Annotated in this window: 19 protein-coding genes; all 19 read left to right on the top strand. The window is 36.5% G+C overall.

The window, feature by feature from the left end; translation table 11 throughout:
- Positions 1 to 60 precede the first annotated feature (60 nt).
- Entirely contained in the window at positions 61 to 204 is a 144-nt protein-coding gene (locus tag AC1DVJ_RS01175) for a hypothetical protein (RefSeq protein WP_477587713.1), read from the top strand.
- A 7-nt stretch (positions 205 to 211) separates the two neighbouring features.
- A complete protein-coding gene (locus AC1DVJ_RS01170; protein WP_477587711.1) occupies positions 212 to 388 on the top strand; it encodes a hypothetical protein in 177 nt (58 codons plus the stop codon).
- 240 nt (positions 389 to 628) lie between these two features.
- A complete protein-coding gene (locus AC1DVJ_RS01165) occupies positions 629 to 799 on the top strand; it encodes a hypothetical protein (RefSeq protein ID WP_477587710.1) in 171 nt (56 codons plus the stop codon).
- Between the two features lie 603 nt (positions 800 to 1402).
- Complete coding sequence (locus AC1DVJ_RS01160; protein ID WP_477587708.1) at positions 1403 to 3340, top strand: asparagine synthase-related protein; 1938 nt, start codon at positions 1403 to 1405, stop codon at positions 3338 to 3340.
- Between the two features lie 14 nt (positions 3341 to 3354).
- Positions 3355 to 3504, top strand: a complete 150-nt coding sequence (locus AC1DVJ_RS01155) for a paeninodin family lasso peptide (RefSeq protein ID WP_477587706.1) — start codon at positions 3355 to 3357, stop codon at positions 3502 to 3504.
- A gap of 96 nt (positions 3505 to 3600) precedes the next feature.
- Entirely contained in the window at positions 3601 to 4533 is a 933-nt protein-coding gene (locus AC1DVJ_RS01150) for an HPr kinase/phosphorylase (RefSeq protein WP_477587705.1), read from the top strand.
- Entirely contained in the window at positions 4533 to 4847 is a 315-nt protein-coding gene (locus AC1DVJ_RS01145) for a lasso peptide biosynthesis PqqD family chaperone (protein ID WP_477587704.1), read from the top strand. The genes AC1DVJ_RS01150 and AC1DVJ_RS01145 overlap by 1 nt, the downstream gene beginning before the upstream one ends.
- A gap of 22 nt (positions 4848 to 4869) precedes the next feature.
- Positions 4870 to 5316 carry a lasso peptide biosynthesis B2 protein gene (locus AC1DVJ_RS01140; RefSeq protein ID WP_477587703.1) on the top strand — a complete coding sequence of 149 codons (447 nt, stop codon included), beginning with the start codon at positions 4870 to 4872 and terminating at the stop codon, positions 5314 to 5316.
- 17 nt (positions 5317 to 5333) lie between these two features.
- A complete protein-coding gene (locus tag AC1DVJ_RS01135; protein ID WP_477587701.1) occupies positions 5334 to 6521 on the top strand; it encodes a nucleotidyltransferase domain-containing protein in 1188 nt (395 codons plus the stop codon).
- Between the two features lie 11 nt (positions 6522 to 6532).
- Complete coding sequence (locus AC1DVJ_RS01130) at positions 6533 to 8347, top strand: ABC transporter ATP-binding protein (RefSeq protein ID WP_477587700.1); 1815 nt, start codon at positions 6533 to 6535, stop codon at positions 8345 to 8347.
- A 218-nt stretch (positions 8348 to 8565) separates the two neighbouring features.
- Complete coding sequence (locus AC1DVJ_RS01125; protein ID WP_477587699.1) at positions 8566 to 9594, top strand: glycosyltransferase family 2 protein; 1029 nt, start codon at positions 8566 to 8568, stop codon at positions 9592 to 9594.
- 18 nt (positions 9595 to 9612) lie between these two features.
- Positions 9613 to 10797: a CDP-glycerol glycerophosphotransferase family protein gene (locus AC1DVJ_RS01120; RefSeq protein WP_477587698.1), complete on the top strand. Its 1185-nt coding sequence runs from the start codon at positions 9613 to 9615 to the stop codon at positions 10795 to 10797.
- The gene (locus AC1DVJ_RS01115; protein WP_477587697.1) at positions 10784 to 11200 is read left to right on the top strand and encodes an FAD synthase family protein; all 417 of its coding nucleotides are present in this window, start codon (positions 10784 to 10786) and stop codon (positions 11198 to 11200) included. The genes AC1DVJ_RS01120 and AC1DVJ_RS01115 overlap by 14 nt, the downstream gene beginning before the upstream one ends.
- Before the next feature lie 13 nt (positions 11201 to 11213).
- Positions 11214 to 12185 (top strand): glycosyltransferase family 2 protein, encoded by a 972-nt coding sequence (locus AC1DVJ_RS01110; protein ID WP_477587696.1) that lies wholly within the window; start codon positions 11214 to 11216, stop codon positions 12183 to 12185.
- Positions 12186 to 12483: 298 nt separating this feature from the next.
- Positions 12484 to 13674 carry a glycosyltransferase gene (locus tag AC1DVJ_RS01105; protein WP_477587695.1) on the top strand — a complete coding sequence of 397 codons (1191 nt, stop codon included), beginning with the start codon at positions 12484 to 12486 and terminating at the stop codon, positions 13672 to 13674.
- 28 nt (positions 13675 to 13702) lie between these two features.
- Entirely contained in the window at positions 13703 to 14887 is a 1185-nt protein-coding gene (locus AC1DVJ_RS01100; RefSeq protein ID WP_477587694.1) for a glycosyltransferase, read from the top strand.
- A gap of 47 nt (positions 14888 to 14934) precedes the next feature.
- Positions 14935 to 16488 carry a lipopolysaccharide biosynthesis protein gene (locus AC1DVJ_RS01095; protein ID WP_477587693.1) on the top strand — a complete coding sequence of 518 codons (1554 nt, stop codon included), beginning with the start codon at positions 14935 to 14937 and terminating at the stop codon, positions 16486 to 16488.
- Between the two features lie 27 nt (positions 16489 to 16515).
- Complete coding sequence (locus AC1DVJ_RS01090; protein WP_477587692.1) at positions 16516 to 17529, top strand: glucosamine inositolphosphorylceramide transferase family protein; 1014 nt, start codon at positions 16516 to 16518, stop codon at positions 17527 to 17529.
- A 50-nt stretch (positions 17530 to 17579) separates the two neighbouring features.
- Positions 17580 to 18746 carry a leucine-rich repeat domain-containing protein gene (locus AC1DVJ_RS01085; protein ID WP_477588047.1) on the top strand — a complete coding sequence of 389 codons (1167 nt, stop codon included), beginning with the start codon at positions 17580 to 17582 and terminating at the stop codon, positions 18744 to 18746.
- Positions 18747 to 18799 lie beyond the last annotated feature (53 nt).

The following is an 18799-nucleotide window of genomic DNA, read 5'->3' as shown; positions in this document are numbered from 1 at the left end:
CTGTACAAGACATGGACGCTTGTCGATCCAACTTGGAGTGCTACGAGCACACTACGGTTCATGAATTGCCGACGTATGAATGGAATAGGCCGATTTAATTTTGATCCGTTAAGTGAATTCGTCCAGCCTAATGTAGACGCGGCGATGGTCGACCTACGAATGAGTGAAAGCACGGGTGAAGGATTCAAAGCGGTTGGTGGCTAAGTTTAAAATGCTGAATAAGAATAATGGGCCTCTTCAAGTACCACATTTTGATGCGGTGCTGACCAATACGAATGGCAAAAAGTATACGGGTATCAGGAAGGATCCGAAGATGGTGACCCTTATTCTGAATATTAGTTATGTTATCTATTCGTTTATCGTACCCAACTCGGAAACAGGTGCATAGGTGGCGATAAAATTCTGGATAGCTCCAAAGTTGCATCCTATAAATTTACGGTTGCGGCATTTAAGACGAAGGTAATCACGGATGAGAGAAATTCTTCGCTAACGTTCTATCCGTTCAAGGTTTCGGTGAACAATTGGATGCCGGACTCTTCCTACAAAAGTGGCAAAGGTAGTTCCTACACCTAGAGAATTACAATCGATCATGAAACCGCCACAAAACCGAAAAGTTTATACGCGACCCATGGTCTTAAGCCAGCAGCCCGTCTCTTTAGACGGTGATGCAGCGAAGAAACGTAAACAAGGCAGGCGTAGCCTTGTCACGCGAGATGACGTCTGTCTGACTATTCAGCTTATTACACGTGTAATGAAAAACGAGGCTGGATCGAACTTCCAGCTCAAGGGGGACAACTAGAGCAAACGCCGTCTGGGAACAGGCCGCACCCTTTGGTTCGTACCGTTACATCAAGTAATTATCAGATTATCATACGTTTTATATGATTTGTTTGCATGGCTGGAGGCATAATCTGGGTTCTTTGAAATATTTTTTAGATATTATTCAGTTGATTCATATTCTGCAAGACGATTTAAACTACACGCTTTTACTGAAGGACACCGCTGCCCATAGAACTAGGAGAAGGATCGTTAGGGCATTAGCCATTGTATATGCCTATTTTCCGCACCTTGCAGATACGAAAGAGCTACCCAGTGAATGAAAAGTCCGTCTATGGTGGGATTATTTTACTTTAAGAGCGTATAAGAGAACATTAAAGGGGTATATGCAATGGATTCATTATCATATTTGATGTTTTCAGGTGAAATAAAAAAGATAAAAGGGACAGTTGACAGGTAAGATATTCGATGGTATTCTGATAATGTTCTCTATAAAGAACAAAAACGAATGCGGTAACACAAGTTTCTGGGGAATAAATAAGTTGGGATTTGCGGATATGTGCAACCGGTCGTTCTTTAAAAAGAACATCTCTAACTTGTCCAAATAACATTTGCKGGGGAAATAATGAGTGCGATAGCAGGAATACACCATTACAATCAGGAGCCAATCGACGTCTCGCATGGGTATCGAATGATGTTCGATTTAGAGAAATACCCCGCTGATCAGATTCAGTCTTGGCACCAGACCAACATATTTCTAGGCTGTCATGCGCAATGGATTACACCTGAATCCGTGGGAGAAAAGCTGCCTTATCACGATACGGCTAGAAAGCTAGCTATCACAGCTGATGCGATCATTGACAACCGAGATGAATTGTTTGAGAAATTACAAATCGAGCAAGAACGAAGAGCGAAGATGCCGGACAGTCAATTGATATTGCTGGCGTACTATAAGTGGGGCGAAGAGAGTCCTAGATATTTAGTCGGAGATTTTGCCTTCATGATATGGGATGAGCGTAAGCAACGCTTGTTTGGTGCAAGAGATTTCTCAGGAACCAGGACACTGTACTTTCACCGAAATCAGCATCAATTTGCTTTCTGTACAATCATAGAACCTTTGTTTACCTTACCGGGTGTGGAGAAAAAAATTAACGAACATTGGATTGCGGAATTCCTTGCGATTCCTATGACGACGGATGCGATGGATTGTTTCTCCACGGTGTACGACCAGATCGAACAATTGGCACCTTCCCATTCGATAACGGTAGACAATGGCAAAGTAACATTTTCCAGGTACTGTATAGTTTCGGACGTTCTACCGCTGAAATTGAAATCAAATGAAGAATATGAAGAGGCGTTTCGTGAGGTGTTCGGGCAAGCTGTATCAGCGAGATTACGTACACATCGCCAAGTCGGTTCACAGCTAAGCGGCGGACTTGATTCTGGATCCGTGGTCAGCTTCGCAGCGCCATTATTGAGAAAAGAAAATAAACGATTGCATACATATAGCTACGTGCCGGTTGATGACTTCACGTATTGGGGGAACAAAGCAAGATTTGCGAATGAAAAGCCATTCATTCAATCAACGGTAGAACATGTTGGAAACATTACGGATCACTACTTAGATTTTAAAGGGCTTAGTCCTTTATCGGAAATTGATGATTGGCTAACTAACATGGAGATGCCTTATAAGTTTTTTGAGAATTCCTTTTGGTTGAAGGGGATCTATGAGAAGGCCAACCAGCAAGACGTTGGCGTTCTACTTAATGGACAGCGAGGGAATTGGACGGTATCTTGGGGACCGGCGTTAGACTACCAGGCTGTGCTGATGAGAAAGTTGAAATGGATTCAACTTTCTCATGAAGCTAAGCATTACAGTATGAATATGGGGACTGGAAGGAAGCGGGTTCTTAAGGCAGTAAGCAAAAAGGCGTTCCCAATTTTAAGGAAATTTATGGAGACCTATGTGGAAGAACCATTTCCTAAACTAATTAATCCGCAGTTCGCCAAGAAGATGAATGTGATGGGTAAGATTCAAGAGCATGGTTTTGATCGAACAGACTTCTCAGCCCAAAGCGCGTATGATGTCCGAAAGAACCAATTCGAGCGACTATATAGTTGGAGCTTGAATGGGACAATCGGGACGAAGTTATCATTACGCTATAAATTGTGGGAGCGTGATCCAACGAATGATTTGAGAGTGGCTCGCTTTTGTCTATCTGTACCCGAAGACCAATACGTTCAAGACGGTGTCGATCGTTCACTAATCAGACGGGCAACGGCGAATTATTTGCCTGATAAGGTGAGGCTCAATCAACTCACCCGCGGTGTACAAGGCGCGGATGGTGTTCACCGAATGGCGCCATCGTGGGATGCATTTATTCAAGAAGTTGAGCAGTGCATTCAGAATCCTATAATTTCAGAATATGTAAACCTAGCAGAAATGAAATCGGCACTTACGAAGATAAAATCAGCAGCTAAGCCAGAATATGTTTATGAGTTTGGCTTTCGCATCTTAATGCGTGGTCTGATATTTTCTCGATTTATGAATAACCTGTCATGAGAGGGGGTGAATATATGCAAAATCAAGCTAAAAAATTGTGGGAAAATCCGACTTTGGAAGTTCTTGAATTGAAAATGACAATGGCTGGACCAGGGATCGCGCATCCTGATGCCTTTCAACCAGATCCAGACGCTCTCAAAGACGATGTAGTGAACTACAGCTAATTTTATTACATAATGAGAAGCTTGATAATACCCTTATACTGTGACAGGTGTAAGGGTTTTTATCCAAACAAACATGCAAAACGTGGAGTGATAGCCATGATTGGAACTCTGAATAGAGTTGTATATAAAGCATTCGGGTTGCGCATATCTAGTGAGTTTCAATTACCAGAGTTAGCTCAAATGAGCGAGCAAGATATCCAAGTTGACGTGAAGGTAAGACGAATTGACTTAACGACAGACTGGTTTGATGTGGCTAAGCCGCACGAGAAGTTTACTGTCAGTGAGAATGTATTCATGTTTCATATCCCTGATACGGCCATCTTCCGTATTCAAAATGGGGTGAATATTGACGTTTCAGTGATGAACGATCCGGATGAAGCGAAAATTCGGCTTTATGTACTAGGTACGTGTATGGGTGTTCTACTCATGCAGAGAAAGATATTGCCGCTTCATGGAAGTGCAATCGAGATTGACGGAAAGGCTTATGCGTTCGTTGGTGACTCTGGCGCAGGCAAATCGACTCTGGCATCTGCTTTTCTAAGTAAGGGCTATCGCTTAATCAGCGATGATGTGATCGCGGTAACATTAACGGAAGATCATATTCCGATGGTGATGCCTGCCTATCCACAACAAAAGCTTTGGCAGGAAAGCTTGACCGAATTTGGGGTAGAAACAAGCAACTTACAATCCATATTTAACAGGGAAACGAAATATCTCGTTCCGGTTCCAACTAAATTTGCAAATGAGCCAATGCCCCTAGTGGGGATTATTGAACTTAATAAAACGGCAAGCGAGGGCGTTCAGATTCAACCGATCGAAGGTCTTGAAAGGCTTCGAACCTTGTTCAATCATACGTTCCGCAGCTCTTTGCTGGAGAGACTTCAACTATTGGATTGGCATTTTATGACGACGGTGCTGATTTCAAAGCATATTGATTTCCATCAGTTGCGTCGACCGTCATCGGGCTTCACGGCTCTGGAAATGGTTTCTTTAGTTCTACAAACGATCCAAGAGGGGGAAAGATCATAATGGAGAATCAGCGTATTCCTATGAATTTTCAAATTCATCAAGGAAAAGGGAACATTGTAAGTGATATGGATGGCGAGAAAGTCATGATGAGCATAGCGAATGGGAGCTATTATAACCTTGGTGTTATAGGCGGTAGGATATGGAGCCTGTTGGATAGGCCTACTTCGGCTGCCGAGCTAGTGTCCGTCTTAATGTCCGAATATGATGTTGAACAGGGCGTTTGTGAGACACAAGTAGTTTCATTTTTGCAGGATTTATTGAATCAAAACCTAATCTACTTTGGCGAAGAGACTGGGCAATCGCTTCCAGCTTAGGTCGGTAGAGGATGTGATCGAAATGAGTAAAGTCAAAGTATTGCTCTCTCTTAATGGGAGAACGCTGCTTCTATTGATCGAAGCGCTGTTTTACTTGGGATGGGCGCGTATTCTTGTGAAAATGCCATTTTCCAAGGTGGCTCCTTCATTGGGCACTTCCATGCATGAAACATCAGATGATCAACTGGAAAGCAATAAGATGGCCCTACGGCAAATTTCCAGTGCGATTGATTTGATGAGCAAGTACACGATTAGGGATAGCAAATGTCTGGTTAGAGCGATTGCTGCGATGAAAATGCTCCATCGGCGTCAGATTGAGAGTACCCTTTACTTGGGGACTGCACGAGATGAATCGAAGAAGATGATTGCTCATGCGTGGTTGCGAAGCGGTCGTTACTATGTAACAGGCAAGGAAGGTATGGAGCGATTTACAGTTGTGGGAAAATTCGCAAAGACGAGCAATAAATGAGATAAGGGAGACATGGAATGAACACGGATATAGAGTTAGATCTAACCGAATTATCGAATGAATTGAAGCTACTGCTCCTATTCATGAAGTGTGAAAGCGACGGAGGTACGCTTTCTGACCAGCATGAGTTGATGACAGATACGAATTGGGACCTATTCTTAGAATTAGCGCGTCATCATCGCGTTTATCCCTATATCTATAATCAATTGAAAAGAATGAACAGCACTGCGATTCCTTCCTATGTTGTTGAAGCGGTGCGCCGGGCCTATCAACAGAATACATTTCAAATGCTTCACTTAAGCGGTGAGATGGAGCAAGTATGTCAATTATTAGCTGACAATGAAATCCCAGTGATGCTCCTCAAAGGACCAGCCCTCGCTATAGATCTATATGGAGATCTGTCGAAGCGAACATGCAGTGATTTGGATGTGCTCATTTCTTTAGATCAGTTAGAGAAGACACATGATCTCCTCATCCAACTTGATTATGTGAAAGATGAATACTTCTCTACGGTGCTTAATGACTGGCAATGGAGACATCATCATGTCACCTATTTCCATCCTCACAAAAAGGTGAAACTTGAAATTCATTGGAGACTTAATCCAGGGCCCTCGTATGAACCTACCTTCAAAGAATTATGGGACAGGCGAAGGGTAAGCACATTAGCAAGCCACCCTGTATATATGTTAGGTTATGATGATCTCTTCCTATTCCTTGCTTCACATGGGGCTCGACATGGCTGGTCAAGACTTCGCTGGCTAGTCGATATCGATCGAATTGTAAGACTTCATCATGATTGGGGGAACGTGTCTCTCGTATTAAAAAAATATCGAATGAACCAAGTTGGTGGTCAAGCGCTCCACTTATCCTCGCAATTGTTAGGTACTCCCCTAGGTAAGGAATTATACCCAATGACGAGTGGTAACAAGCCTAAGGCTTTAGCGCAAGATGCCCTGTTTTATTTGAAACAGATGATTCATCTACATCAAGAACCTTTACCTGACTATGTAGCTAACTACCATAAACGTCACTTATTTTCGTTAATGTCCTTTCAGTTGAAGCTTCTTTATATCATAAGTTTCCTATATCCGTATCCCATGGATGTGGAAATACTTCCACTGCCAAGGAACCTCCATTTCTTGTACTTCCCATTGAGACCTGTCTTATGGGCTTGGAGGAAAACAAGGAATCACGCATGGCAATAGGGGGAAAAGACATGGAGTACGTCTTACATTTTACCAAAAAGCTGTATGCATTTGCTGGAAATAAATTGATGATTAGTATTCTGGGCATGGTATTGATTAGTCTATTAGAAGGAGCAGGCGTATTCTTATTGCTTCCCATCGTTAGTGCTAGCGGCCTTATGGATGTCAATACAAGCGGTTCTCCTATTTCGCGATTCTTGACCTTTTTTCAAGAGTTTCCCGAAGCACTAGGATTACCAATTATGCTGGGCATGTTCGTCCTATTGAACATTGGGCAGAACTGTATTCAACGCTCGCTCAGTCTGCGAGATGCCCACATACAACAAAATTTTCTCCGCCATTTACGATTGGAGACCTATTCGGCATTGATGCAATCGAATTGGATTTTTTATGTGAAGCACAGAAGATCGGATCTAATTAATTCGTTAACAACGGAATTAACACGTGTAGGGTTTGGAACTAACTTAATTCTTCAGTTTATTGCGTCTATTATTTTTACTTTGATTCAAATTAGCTTAGCTTTCTGGTTATCTCCGACGATGACTTTTTTTGTATTAACTTTTGGCATTATCCTTACCTTCTTTTCACGCAAATTTATTAAAAAGGCAAAAGCACTTGGTGGTCAAACCTCACAATTGTCTCAGAGTTTCCTGGCTGGCATTACCGACCAACTTGGCGGTATGAAAGATATTAAGAGCAATACGCTGGAGGAATCCAGGCTAGCTTGGTTTCGCTCCCAAACTAAGAAAATAATGAGCGAGCAGATTGATTATGTCAAGTTAAGATCTGATTCTCAACTATTCTATAAAGTGTCATCCGCGTTGTTGATTGCTGCTTTTATGTATCTTTCCTTTACCTTATTCCAAACCAAAATTGAACAATTGCTGCTCATTATCGTCATATTTTCTCGATTATGGCCTCGCTTCACAGGTATACAATCCAATTTAGAAAATATCTCTTCTATGATTCCCGCATTTCAATCGATCATCAAGTTGAAGGACGAATTACGGATTGCCCAAGAGTTTCATATCGACCCTAATGCCAACCAGCAAGAAGTGAAACCTATGCCCGTGCATGAGCACATTGAATGCCAGCAAGTGTATTTCCGATATCAGCCTACCGAAGAGACATTTGCACTAACGGATATTAATCTTCAGATAAAAGCTTTGCAAACGACAGCTGTCGTTGGTCGTTCAGGTGCCGGCAAAAGCACGCTCGTTGATGTGATTATGGGGCTCATACAACCGGAAAAAGGGCAAATACGGATAGACGGGGTACCGCTCCAGAACGATCAAATTCGCTCATTCAGAAAATCCATCAGCTATGTGTCACAGGATCCCTTTCTCTTCCATACAACGATTAGGGAAAATCTGATCATGATTTGCCCAGACGCTTCTGAAGAACAGATGTGGGAAGCCCTGGAGTTTGCGGTAGCAGCGGAGTTCGTCGCGAAATTACCGCAAGGGCTCGATACAGTTATCGGTGATCGGGGAGTCCGGTTCTCAGGAGGCGAAAGACAACGGCTTGTGCTAGCCCGTGCGATACTAAGAAAACCGGCCATTCTTGTTTTGGATGAAGCGACGAGTGCACTTGATACAGAGAATGAGGCTGGGATTCAAGCGGCGCTAGATCGACTAAAAGGAAAGATCACGATTGTCGTTATTGCCCACCGATTATCGACCATTCGAAATGCGGATCAAGTCATCGTGCTGGATCAGGGCCAAATCATTCAACGAGGTGATTTCCACCAACTTGCAAAAGTTGAAGGCGGATTATTTTCTGATTTATTAGGAAATCAAGTTTGGGATGCGACAGCGACTGCATAAAACAATTATGTGTTGACTTGTTCTTTATAAAGAACTAAAATAGAGAAAAGAATAACCTTTATATTTTTTCTTTTTATGTTCTTTATAGAGAACAAAAATAAGGTACTAGGGTTTAATGTCCCATATTTATTAAAGTTCTTAACTATGTGGTTTTCTGCGAGGACACTATAGTTAAGAGCTTTAAGTTATATAATTCGACGAGTTAGGCGGATAAAACAATGTTACCAAAAGTGAGTGTTGTAGTTCCTATCTATAAAGTTGAAAAGTACCTAAGCCGATGTGTGGAAAGTATCTTGAATCAAACCTATTTCAACTTAGAAATCATTTTGGTAAATGATGGGTCCCCCGATCAGTGTGGAGAAATCGCGGAACATTATGCCAAGGCAGATCACCGGATACAAGTTGTTCATAAGGAGAACGGGGGATTGTCCGATGCCAGAAATGCCGGTATGCAATGTGTTACAGGGGAATATACGTTGTTTCTTGATAGCGACGACTGGCTAGAGCATAACATGGTCGAAGAAATGGTCGATAAGAGTCTTCTGTACATGGCAGATATTGTTCAAGTCGCTTTTTACTATGCTTTTGATGACCATTTGCTATTAGATAATCGTCATTATTCAATTACTGGAGATGCCATTATTTTAGATAATAAACTTCTTATGTATGAGTTAGTGATAAATGAAAGGGTTAAAAACTTTGCCTGGGGTAAACTGTATAGAACTAAATTGGTTAAAGATATTCCTTTTAAAAAAGGTGTTCTGTTCGAGGATGTTTTTTGGGCACATCAAGTTATGCACCGTGTTCATACCTACGTTATCTTGCATCAACCGATGTACTACTATTACCAGCGTACTGATAGTATCGTAGCTACCTATACACCAAGAAATCTGGACATAATTAGAGGGGCGAAAGAGAGACACCGTTTTATTGAGAAGTATTATACCGAACTAACGAGTGAGTCTTATAAAACAATCCTGAAAATGTGTCTCATCCATTATTCTCTTCTCTTGGTGAATAGAAAAAAAGATATTGCTGGCTTACACCGGAAGGAAATACAGCAATATGTAAAGGATAACCTTGGCCAATTAGTAAAGGCAGCTCAAACTGATCAACATTTAAGGAGACAATTGTTTCTATTCAATATACATCCTTATCTATATATCTGTTATTTATTAGCAAGAAAAGTATTAAGAAAATTGAAAGTATTGCCGCGGCCGACAACGTTGAAGCGATTAAATTTCTAGATAAGCAAGGAGACGCATATGTCCAACTTTATTGGAGTGCTCAAAAAATGCATTACTTTCGTAATTATTTACTTGTTCAACTGCTTTCCGATAAGGAAAAATAAAATATTCTTATTTAGCTACTATGGGAGTCAATTTGGATGTAGTCCTAAATATATAACGGAATACATTCTTGCAAATTTTCCTGAAGATAAGTTCGATGTGGTATGGGCCTTTAATGACATAAAGTCGAAGCAGCATTTAACCGGATTTAGAAAAGTAAAGATCATGTCCTTAAGATATTTCTATGACTTATGTACATCGAAAGTCATTATTACAAATTATAGATCAACAGAATTTTTCGTAAAAAGAAAAGATCAATATTATATTCAAACCTGGCATAGCTCCTTACGGTTAAAGTATATCGAGAAAGATGCGGAAAATGTTTTACCTGAACATTATGTACAGATGGCTAAAAGGGATTCTTTAAAATGTGATCTATTATTATCTGGATGTAAGCTCAGCACAGAGATATTCCAAAGATCATTCTGGTATAATGGTGAAATTTTCGAATACGGTACCCCTAGGAATGATATGTTATTCCGAAATGGTTCTGTTTTACGAGAAGATATTATAAACAGTCTTAGCATACCTAGCCAATGTAAGGTAATCTTGTATGCTCCTACTTTTAGGAAAGATCATAGTTTAGATATATATAATTTGGATTATGATGCAATACTGAAATCACTTGGGCAGCGGTTTGGTGGAAAATGGATATTCTTAGTTAAATTGCATCCACATCTGATTTCCAGATCTACTGACCTTCGCTTTAGTGAACAAGTGAAGAATGTGACTGATTATGATGATATTCAAGAACTATTAAGCGTATCTGATGTTTTAATTACAGATTACTCCTCTCTCATGTTTGATTTCTCAAATACACGGCGCCCATGTTTTCTATACGTACCCGATATGGATGACTATATTAAAAATGAGAGAAAATTATACTTTGATTTAAAAGAGCTTCCTTTCATAAACGCTTTTAACAACCCGGATTTACTACATAAAATCGAAACGTACTCTTATGAAGAGTATCAAAATAACTTGAATGAGTTTTTAGCTCTTATAGGTTCCTTTGAAAAAGGTAATGCATGTGAAAGGCTGCTTAGACGTATTGATGAGGTTTGTAATAAAAAAGGGAGGTTTATCAATGAAGCCGTATAAGATAGGCTATACAACCGGTGTTTTTGATTTGTTTCATGTCGGGCATCTAAATATCATAATGAGGGCAAGAGAATTGTGTGATTTTCTGATTGTGGGAGTTAGTACAGACGAACTTGTGATGAAGTATAAAAATAAACTGCCCGTTATTCCACAAGAGGAGAGAATGGCAATTATACAATCGCTTAAATATGTAGATAAAGTTGTTCAACAGACCAATCGTGATAAGTTCTCAGCCTGGGAATATCTAAGATATGATGTCATGTTTGTAGGCGATGATTGGAAAGGAAGCACTCTCTTTAACGAGGTGGAGAAAAAGTTTAATGAAGTAGGTGTTGAGATCGTATATTTCCCGTACACAGATGGTGTTTCGTCGACAATGGTGAAACAAAAAATCTCATTTTAAGGAAAAGGAAAATATGAAACCAGCAATCAGTATCATTGTTCCTGTATATAATGTTGAATTGTATATAAGGGAGTGTTTGGACAGTATTCTTACCCAAACCTTTAGGAATTTCGAAGTTATTCTTGTGAATGACGGATCGACTGATCAAAGTGCTGAAATATGTGACGAGTACGCACAGAAAGATACTAGGGTAAAAGTTGTTAATAAAAAATATGGCGGGGTTAGCTCCTCTAGGAATGTAGGGGTTAAACTAGCGCAAGGTAATTATATAGGATTTGTGGATAGTGATGATCGAATTGATGAAAATATGTATAAAGAATTGTATGAGCTATGCATACATACAAATAGTGATATATCTATATGCAAGTTGGGCAGAGAAATCAATGGTGAACTAATAAATAAAATTGAAGAAGAGCTTATAAAAAAAGAAATGAGTAATACGGAAGCAATGAGAGAATTGTTTAAAGGTATTTTGTATAGATTCTCTTTATGCAATAAATTATTTAGAAAAAGTTGTTTTGAGGATATAACATTTCCAGAAGGCCGTATTCATGAGGATTTATCTACTACCTATAAGATATTTGCTAATTGCAACCGTGCAATTTTTACAAACTATATTGGGTATATTTATGTTAAACGGGAAAATAGTATACTGACCAAAAAATTCGATGAGAAAAGATTAGATGCTTTTATTGGCTGGGGCGAGATATTACCTTTTATGAGTAGTAAGTATCCTCAACTTTCAAGAGAGTTTTTATCGTGTTTCGTTTATGGCTGCGTGGATAATGTAAATTATATATTAAATCAAGTAGAGAATTTAGATGATCAGAAGAAATATTTAAGAAGCATTCAGTTGCAAGTTAGAAAATACTTTAGGAAAATACTAACAAACAAAATTTTATCTATAAAATATAAATATTTAATTGCATTGTTAAATTACAATGTTGGTTTTTTAGTACTAACAAAAAAAATAAAAAACGCTTAATAGAACCATTCTTAAAACGTATAGAGGTTCTTGAGGTTCTTTTTCTTGCATATTTTGCTATGAACATAGGTGATGATTTATCTTGTGGAATGGGATTTATTAACAGCTAAATATACGTGATCTGGACTTAAAAGAAGTTATAGCAACGGCATCGCATAATAAATTACAGAATAGAAATACAATTAGTGACGCTTAGAAGCAGTTTCAAGAATTAGACCTATTAATTATTAATACTGTTGAAAAATTTATGAAGTAATTAATGAAATAATTAACTGATAAGTGAGGTTACTATGGATAGATGAAAAAAAATCTATTGTTTGTAATAGACTCTTTAGTTTGTGCGGGTGCGGAGAAGAGCTTAATCACTTTACTCTCTTTGTTAGATTATTCAAAGTATAGTGTAGATTTAATGTTATTTACACATGGAGAATTACTTGAGGGATTAGTTCCAAAAGAAGTCAATATTTTAAGGAAATTAAAGTATGCGAATTTTGCGAAGTTACCAATAATAGAAGCTTTAGTGGATGCTGTAAAGAATTCAGAAATGAAGATGTTCTCTTCAAGAATGAAATACTCGCTAGGTATCCGAATGAAAAAATACTCCAACGCTCAGAAAGCTAGGATTTATTGGGAGTGTATATCGAGTGTAATTGAACATAATCCAAAAACTTACGATGTTGCAATAAGTTATGCCCAGGGAATTCCAACCTTTTATGTAGCTGAAAAAATAAAAGCAAAGAAAAAGTTTGCTTGGGTAAATGTTAGTTACCGATTAGATGAAAGAGAAAGAAAGTATCAGAGTAAATTTTATGATCAGTACGATAAGATAGTTGCTGTTTCTGATTCTGCTAAGGAAATATTACTAGAAACATTTCCGAGTTACTCTGATAAGGTCGATATTATATACGATATTAATGACCCAGACTTCATAGTAAATATGGCTAGTACAGGAGACAATTATTCAGATAATTTTGATGGGATTAGAATACTCACTATAGGAAGACTTGCACATCAAAAAGGGTATGATATTGCACTGCATGCATGTAAAAAGTTAAAAGAAAATGGTATTAAGTTTAGATGGTATGTATTAGGAAAAGGTCCTTTAAAAGCTGAAATAGAACAATTTATTAAAGAAAATGATTTATCAGAGTGTTTTGTTCTATTAGGAGTAACACCAAATCCTTATCCATTTATTAAAAACAGCGATATATATGTGCAGACCTCGAGGTTCGAAGGTTATGGTCTTGCAATAGCTGAGGCTCGTATGCTTAATATACCAGTAGTCACTACGAGATTTGATGCAGTATTTAATCAAATGATAGATGAAAAAAATGGTCTTGTGGTCGATATGACTGCAAATGCAGTTTGTGAAGGTATATTGAGAATGATAAAAGATACAGCACTGCGGGAAAATATCGTGAATTATTTGAATTTTGAGAAAAAGGGTAATGTCGAAGAAATAGAAAAATTCCATCATTTAATGGTGTAGAAACGATTATGAAGGTGAGTAATCAAAAATGAGAAAAAAATTATTATTTATGACAATAAATATGAACGTAGGTGGAACTGAAAAAGCACTACTTAACATGTTGACAGAGATTCCAAAAGATAAGTACGATATAACAATATTTTTGTTAGAGGAGTACGGTGGATTTTCAAATTGTATTCCTGATGGAGTCCAAGTTGAATATTTTCATAGGTATAAGGATATAAAAGAAATACTTAACAACCCTCCTCAGTTAACTGCTTTAAAATTGTTTAAGAAAGGAAGAATAATCCATTCTAGTATCATTTTATTTTTACACATAATATCAAAAGTATCGCAAGATAGAAGTATCTTCTTTAAATATATTTTAAAAAGTTATCCTGTTTTAAATAATGAGTTTGATGCAGCAGTAGCTTATGACGGACCAATGGACTTCATAAGCTATTTTGTTCTGAATAAAATAAAATCAAAGAAGAAAATTCAGTGGATCCACTTTGATATTACCAAAATAGGATTTAATAAATACTTTGCAGCTAAAATCTATAGTAAGTTCAATAAGATATTTGTTGTATCAAACGAAGGTAGAAGTAAACTAATTAATGTGGTGCCTGGTATCAAAGAGAAAACAGAAGTATTCGCTAACGTAGTATCATCAAGATTAATTTATAGTCAATTAAACGAAGGTAATGGGTTTTCTGATAAGTTTGATGGTTTAAGGATATTAACAGTAGGCAGATTATCAGCTGAAAAGGGCCAAGATATAGCTATACGAGTATTAGCAAGATTAATTAAGAATGAGTATAAAGTAAAGTGGTATTGTATTGGTGAAGGAAATTCGAGAAAAGAATATGAAAAATTAGTGGAAGATTATAGTCTGCAGGGTAAATTTTTATTTTTAGGTTCAAATTCAAATCCATATCCTTATATAGAACAGTGCGATTTATATGTACAGCCTTCAAGACATGAAGGATACTGTATTGCACTTGCAGAAGCGAGATGTTTAAAAAAACCTATTGTAACTACTGATTTTACTGGAGCGAAAGAACAGATCAGAGATGGAGAAACCGGACTGATTGTAAGATTTAACGAAGATGAGATCTATGATGCAATAACAAACTTAATTAACAATACTGATATTTGTATTAAGTTTTCTAACAATCTTGAGAAAGATAGCTTTGATTACGCACTTGAAATGGAAAAAATATATAATATTTAGTGGTTATTTGYCTATTCTTAAAAGTTTATGAAAAGGATTTGTTTGAAATGAGAATAGAGAATTCAATAAAGAATATCTCAATTGGAATTATTTCTCAATTAGTTATTGGGGTACTAGGGTTTATATCAAGAAAAGTTTTTTTGGACAGTTTGGGAGTAGGATATCTTGGAGTTAATGGATTAATTGATAATCTTCTTTCAATGCTTTCATTAGTAGAAAGTGGTATAGGAGTAAGCATCGTATATAATCTCTACAAACCATTAGCTGAGAACAATAGGCCCAAGATTATAGCTCTTATCCAATTATATAAAAAGGCTTATACAGTGCTAGCAATAATTATCCTTATGTTAAGTTTAATTCTTTATCCGTTTTTAGGTGGATTGATGAAAGGAAGCGAATCAATCCCATATATCACAATTGCATACTTCATATTTGTTGCGAAGAATATGTTAACGTATATGAATGCTCATAAAGTATCTTTAATTAATGCAGATCAGAAAGGATATATATTAAGCAGAGCGAATCTTATTTTCCAGATTATAATAATCACTTCAAGGATATTTGTATTAATTATGACTAAAGACTATATCCTGTATTTATCGATAGAGCTTGTTATATTTTTCATACAAACTATTTTCAGTAGCAAAATAGTAGAAAGGCGATATGCGTTTATTAAAACAAAAGAGAGATATTCTATTGATAAAGAAGATAAAGATAGTTTAATTAAAAATATTAAAGCACTTTTTTTTCATAGTATAGGTGGATATTGCGTTTTCGGTACAACTAACATATTAATTTCATCCTTTATAGGAATCAAAACAGTAGGACTTTATTCCAACTATACGATGATATTGGGACAACTAACAGCACTAATAGCTCCAATACTAGGTGGAGTCGGAGCCAGTATAGGGAATTTAATTGCCGTTGAGAGTAATGATAGGAGTTATTCAGTATTCAAGATATTGTATTTAATAAATTTTTGGGTTTTTTCAATTTCTGTCATATTTTTATACAATTTATTAGAACCTTTTATTAATTGGTGGCTCGGAAAAGGGTATTTGTTGGACTCATTTACATATTTAATTATTATTATTAATTTCTACATCAACGGGTTAAGATCTTCGGTTTTAACATTCAAGGTAAAAGGCGGGATATTTGTTCAGGACAAATATATGCCAATAATAGAAGCTGTAATTATTTTAGGAGCATCACTAATTTTAGTTAGATATTTCGCTTTGGCTGGGATTTTTTTAGGGATTACTATAAGTACTCTAAGTACTGTGTTTTGGAATGCTCCGCGGCTAATTTATAAAAATATTTTTAACGTCCCAGTACGGTCATATTTTTATAAATATATACTTTATGCTGCTTTAACAATTCTCGCTTGTTTGATAACTACATATATTTGTAATTTATTAGTATTAGGAAGCGGTTTTATTTCTTTAGTGATAAAAGGGTGTATTTGTTTAACTATTCCAAATGCATTGTATATTCTTGTTTTTTATAAAACCAAAGAATTTCAATATATAAAGAATGTTTTAAACAAGATATTAACTGGACTCAAAGTAAAGTTTTTTCAGCAAATTAAATTGGAACAGTAGATTGATTTGGTTGTAAAAAATAATTACTTGTTTAGAAACGAAGAATTAAAGGATGGTGTCTTTGTGTATATATTACTTACTATAATCACGCTTATTTTAATAGCTTTTCTGGGTAAGTTAATTAAAAGAACAATAACTGTGGGGATTTGGTCAATAAAAGTATTTAATTCTAATACGTTTATTTCTGCACCACCGCATGATAACGTCTTGGAAAATCCAACTTTACAAGCAGCAGATGTTACTGATGTACCTGCTGAATTTATTGCAGATCCATTCATTATTTCTCATGACTCTAAGTTTTCAATGTTTTTTGAGGTTCTTGATAAATCGTCAGGAAGAGGGGTTATTGGGTTAGCAACAAGTGAAAATGGAGAAAAATGGAATTACGAAAAAGTTGTTCTAAAGGAAAATTATCATCTATCTTATCCATATGTATTTAAGTTTAATAATGAATTCTATATGATTCCAGAGTCAAGTGAGGCGAATCAAGTAAAACTATACAGAGCAATAAGATTCCCATACGAATGGGAGATGGTGTGTGAATTAATTAGTGGACGATATGTAGACGCAAGTGTCTTTCAATATAAGGATAAATGGTGGATGTTCGCTGCAAAAAGTGGTAAATTACACTTATTTTTTTCGGATAAGCTCGAAGGGAACTGGAGAGAACATCCTAAAAGTCCTTTAATATCTAATAATTCACACATTACTAGACCTGGTGGTAGAGTAATCGTAGATAAGGAAGACATTTATAGATATACACAGGATGGAAAACCTAACTACGGAAGTTCAGTGAGAGTATTTAAAATAAAACTACTTTCAGAGACAGAGTATCAAGAAGAAGAAATTAAATTAGTATTAAGTGGAACTCAGAAAGAGAATGATTGGAGAAAAGATGGTATGCATACCATCGACCAAATAAGAACTGCAGAAGACAATTGGCTTATCGTTGTTGATGGACATAGATTAGAGAAACGTAATTATATATTATGGAAAATTGATTACATTTTATGCAAAGGCTCAAGCTTGTTAAAAGGTTAGAAAATAGAGGGAAATAGATAAACATTTATGAGGGTGATGACTTGATTCCAATGGAAAATAAATTTGTAAGAGCACTGAGATCCTACAGAATGAGTTACTTTCAACATAAACATTGGCAAAACATAATCAAAATTATGGAGAAACAAAACAAGAAATTTTATGATCAGTCACATGAGCCGATGCTTCCATACATTAATAAACCTGGAATTGCACTTTCCTTTGATGATAGCTTTAGAGTAAATCATTGGTATACATATGGAAAGGAAATGTTTGGATATTACGATGTCAAAGTGACATTTAATGTTAATACATTTCACCATTTCGAAAATCAAAGAGAGCATTCACAGAAAGAAATAGATATGTTGCTAGAACTGCAATCAAATGGCCACGAAATAGCTCATCACGGTTTTAAACATATGAGAGCTGCAAATTACTCTAATGAATTTGGAATTAATAGATGGGTAGAAGAAGATATAATTCCACTATTTAATTGGCTGGCAGAACAAACACATTCAATAAATAAGGAGAAATTTAAGAAACCAGTTACTTTTGCTTTTCCGTACTTTAACTATAACGATGAGAACATAAAGGAATTGATCCCGAAATACTTTAAAATTGCAAGAGGACTTCTATTGGAGGATAACCTTACGCCATTTAATTATACTGGTTTTGCCCCTTCCATTTGTATTGATAGAAATAAATTATCTAATGTTAAATATATTAAAAAGATGTTGAAAATAGCTAAACAAAAAGGTAAAAATATTATTTTAACTTGCCACTCTATTTTACCTGAAGAAACTGACTGGAAGAATTTTGGCTGGGGAGTGGAGAAAGCCGGGGAGTGGAGAATATCACCGAAAACTCTTCAAACAATTATTAATGAAGCCAAAGAAAATGATATGGAGTTTTATACTACCTCTGAGATTGCTGGAGTAGCTACATTTATTGACCGTAATTTAGAAAAATGCATTAGAAAACTTATTGCCAATCCATTGGATCTATGGGTAAATATATCAGAATTAAGCTCAATTAAAGATCTGGATCTTAGTAACCAGAACATATCCAACTTAGATGGCCTACAGTATTGTGTAAATCTTGAAAAAATTAATCTAACTAACAATAACGTAACTGATTTTAGACTATTGAAAAAACTTCCAAAGTTAAGACATATTTATCTCGATAATAATATTGTAGCAGAAATGGCATTACCGAATTAGGGTCCAAACGAGAATTACTCCGCATTCCTATCTATCGACAATACTGTCCAAAT

Source organism: Paenibacillus sp. P4_A9, from assembly GCF_056402415.1.
This window is presented reverse-complemented; position numbering and strand designations above follow the sequence as displayed.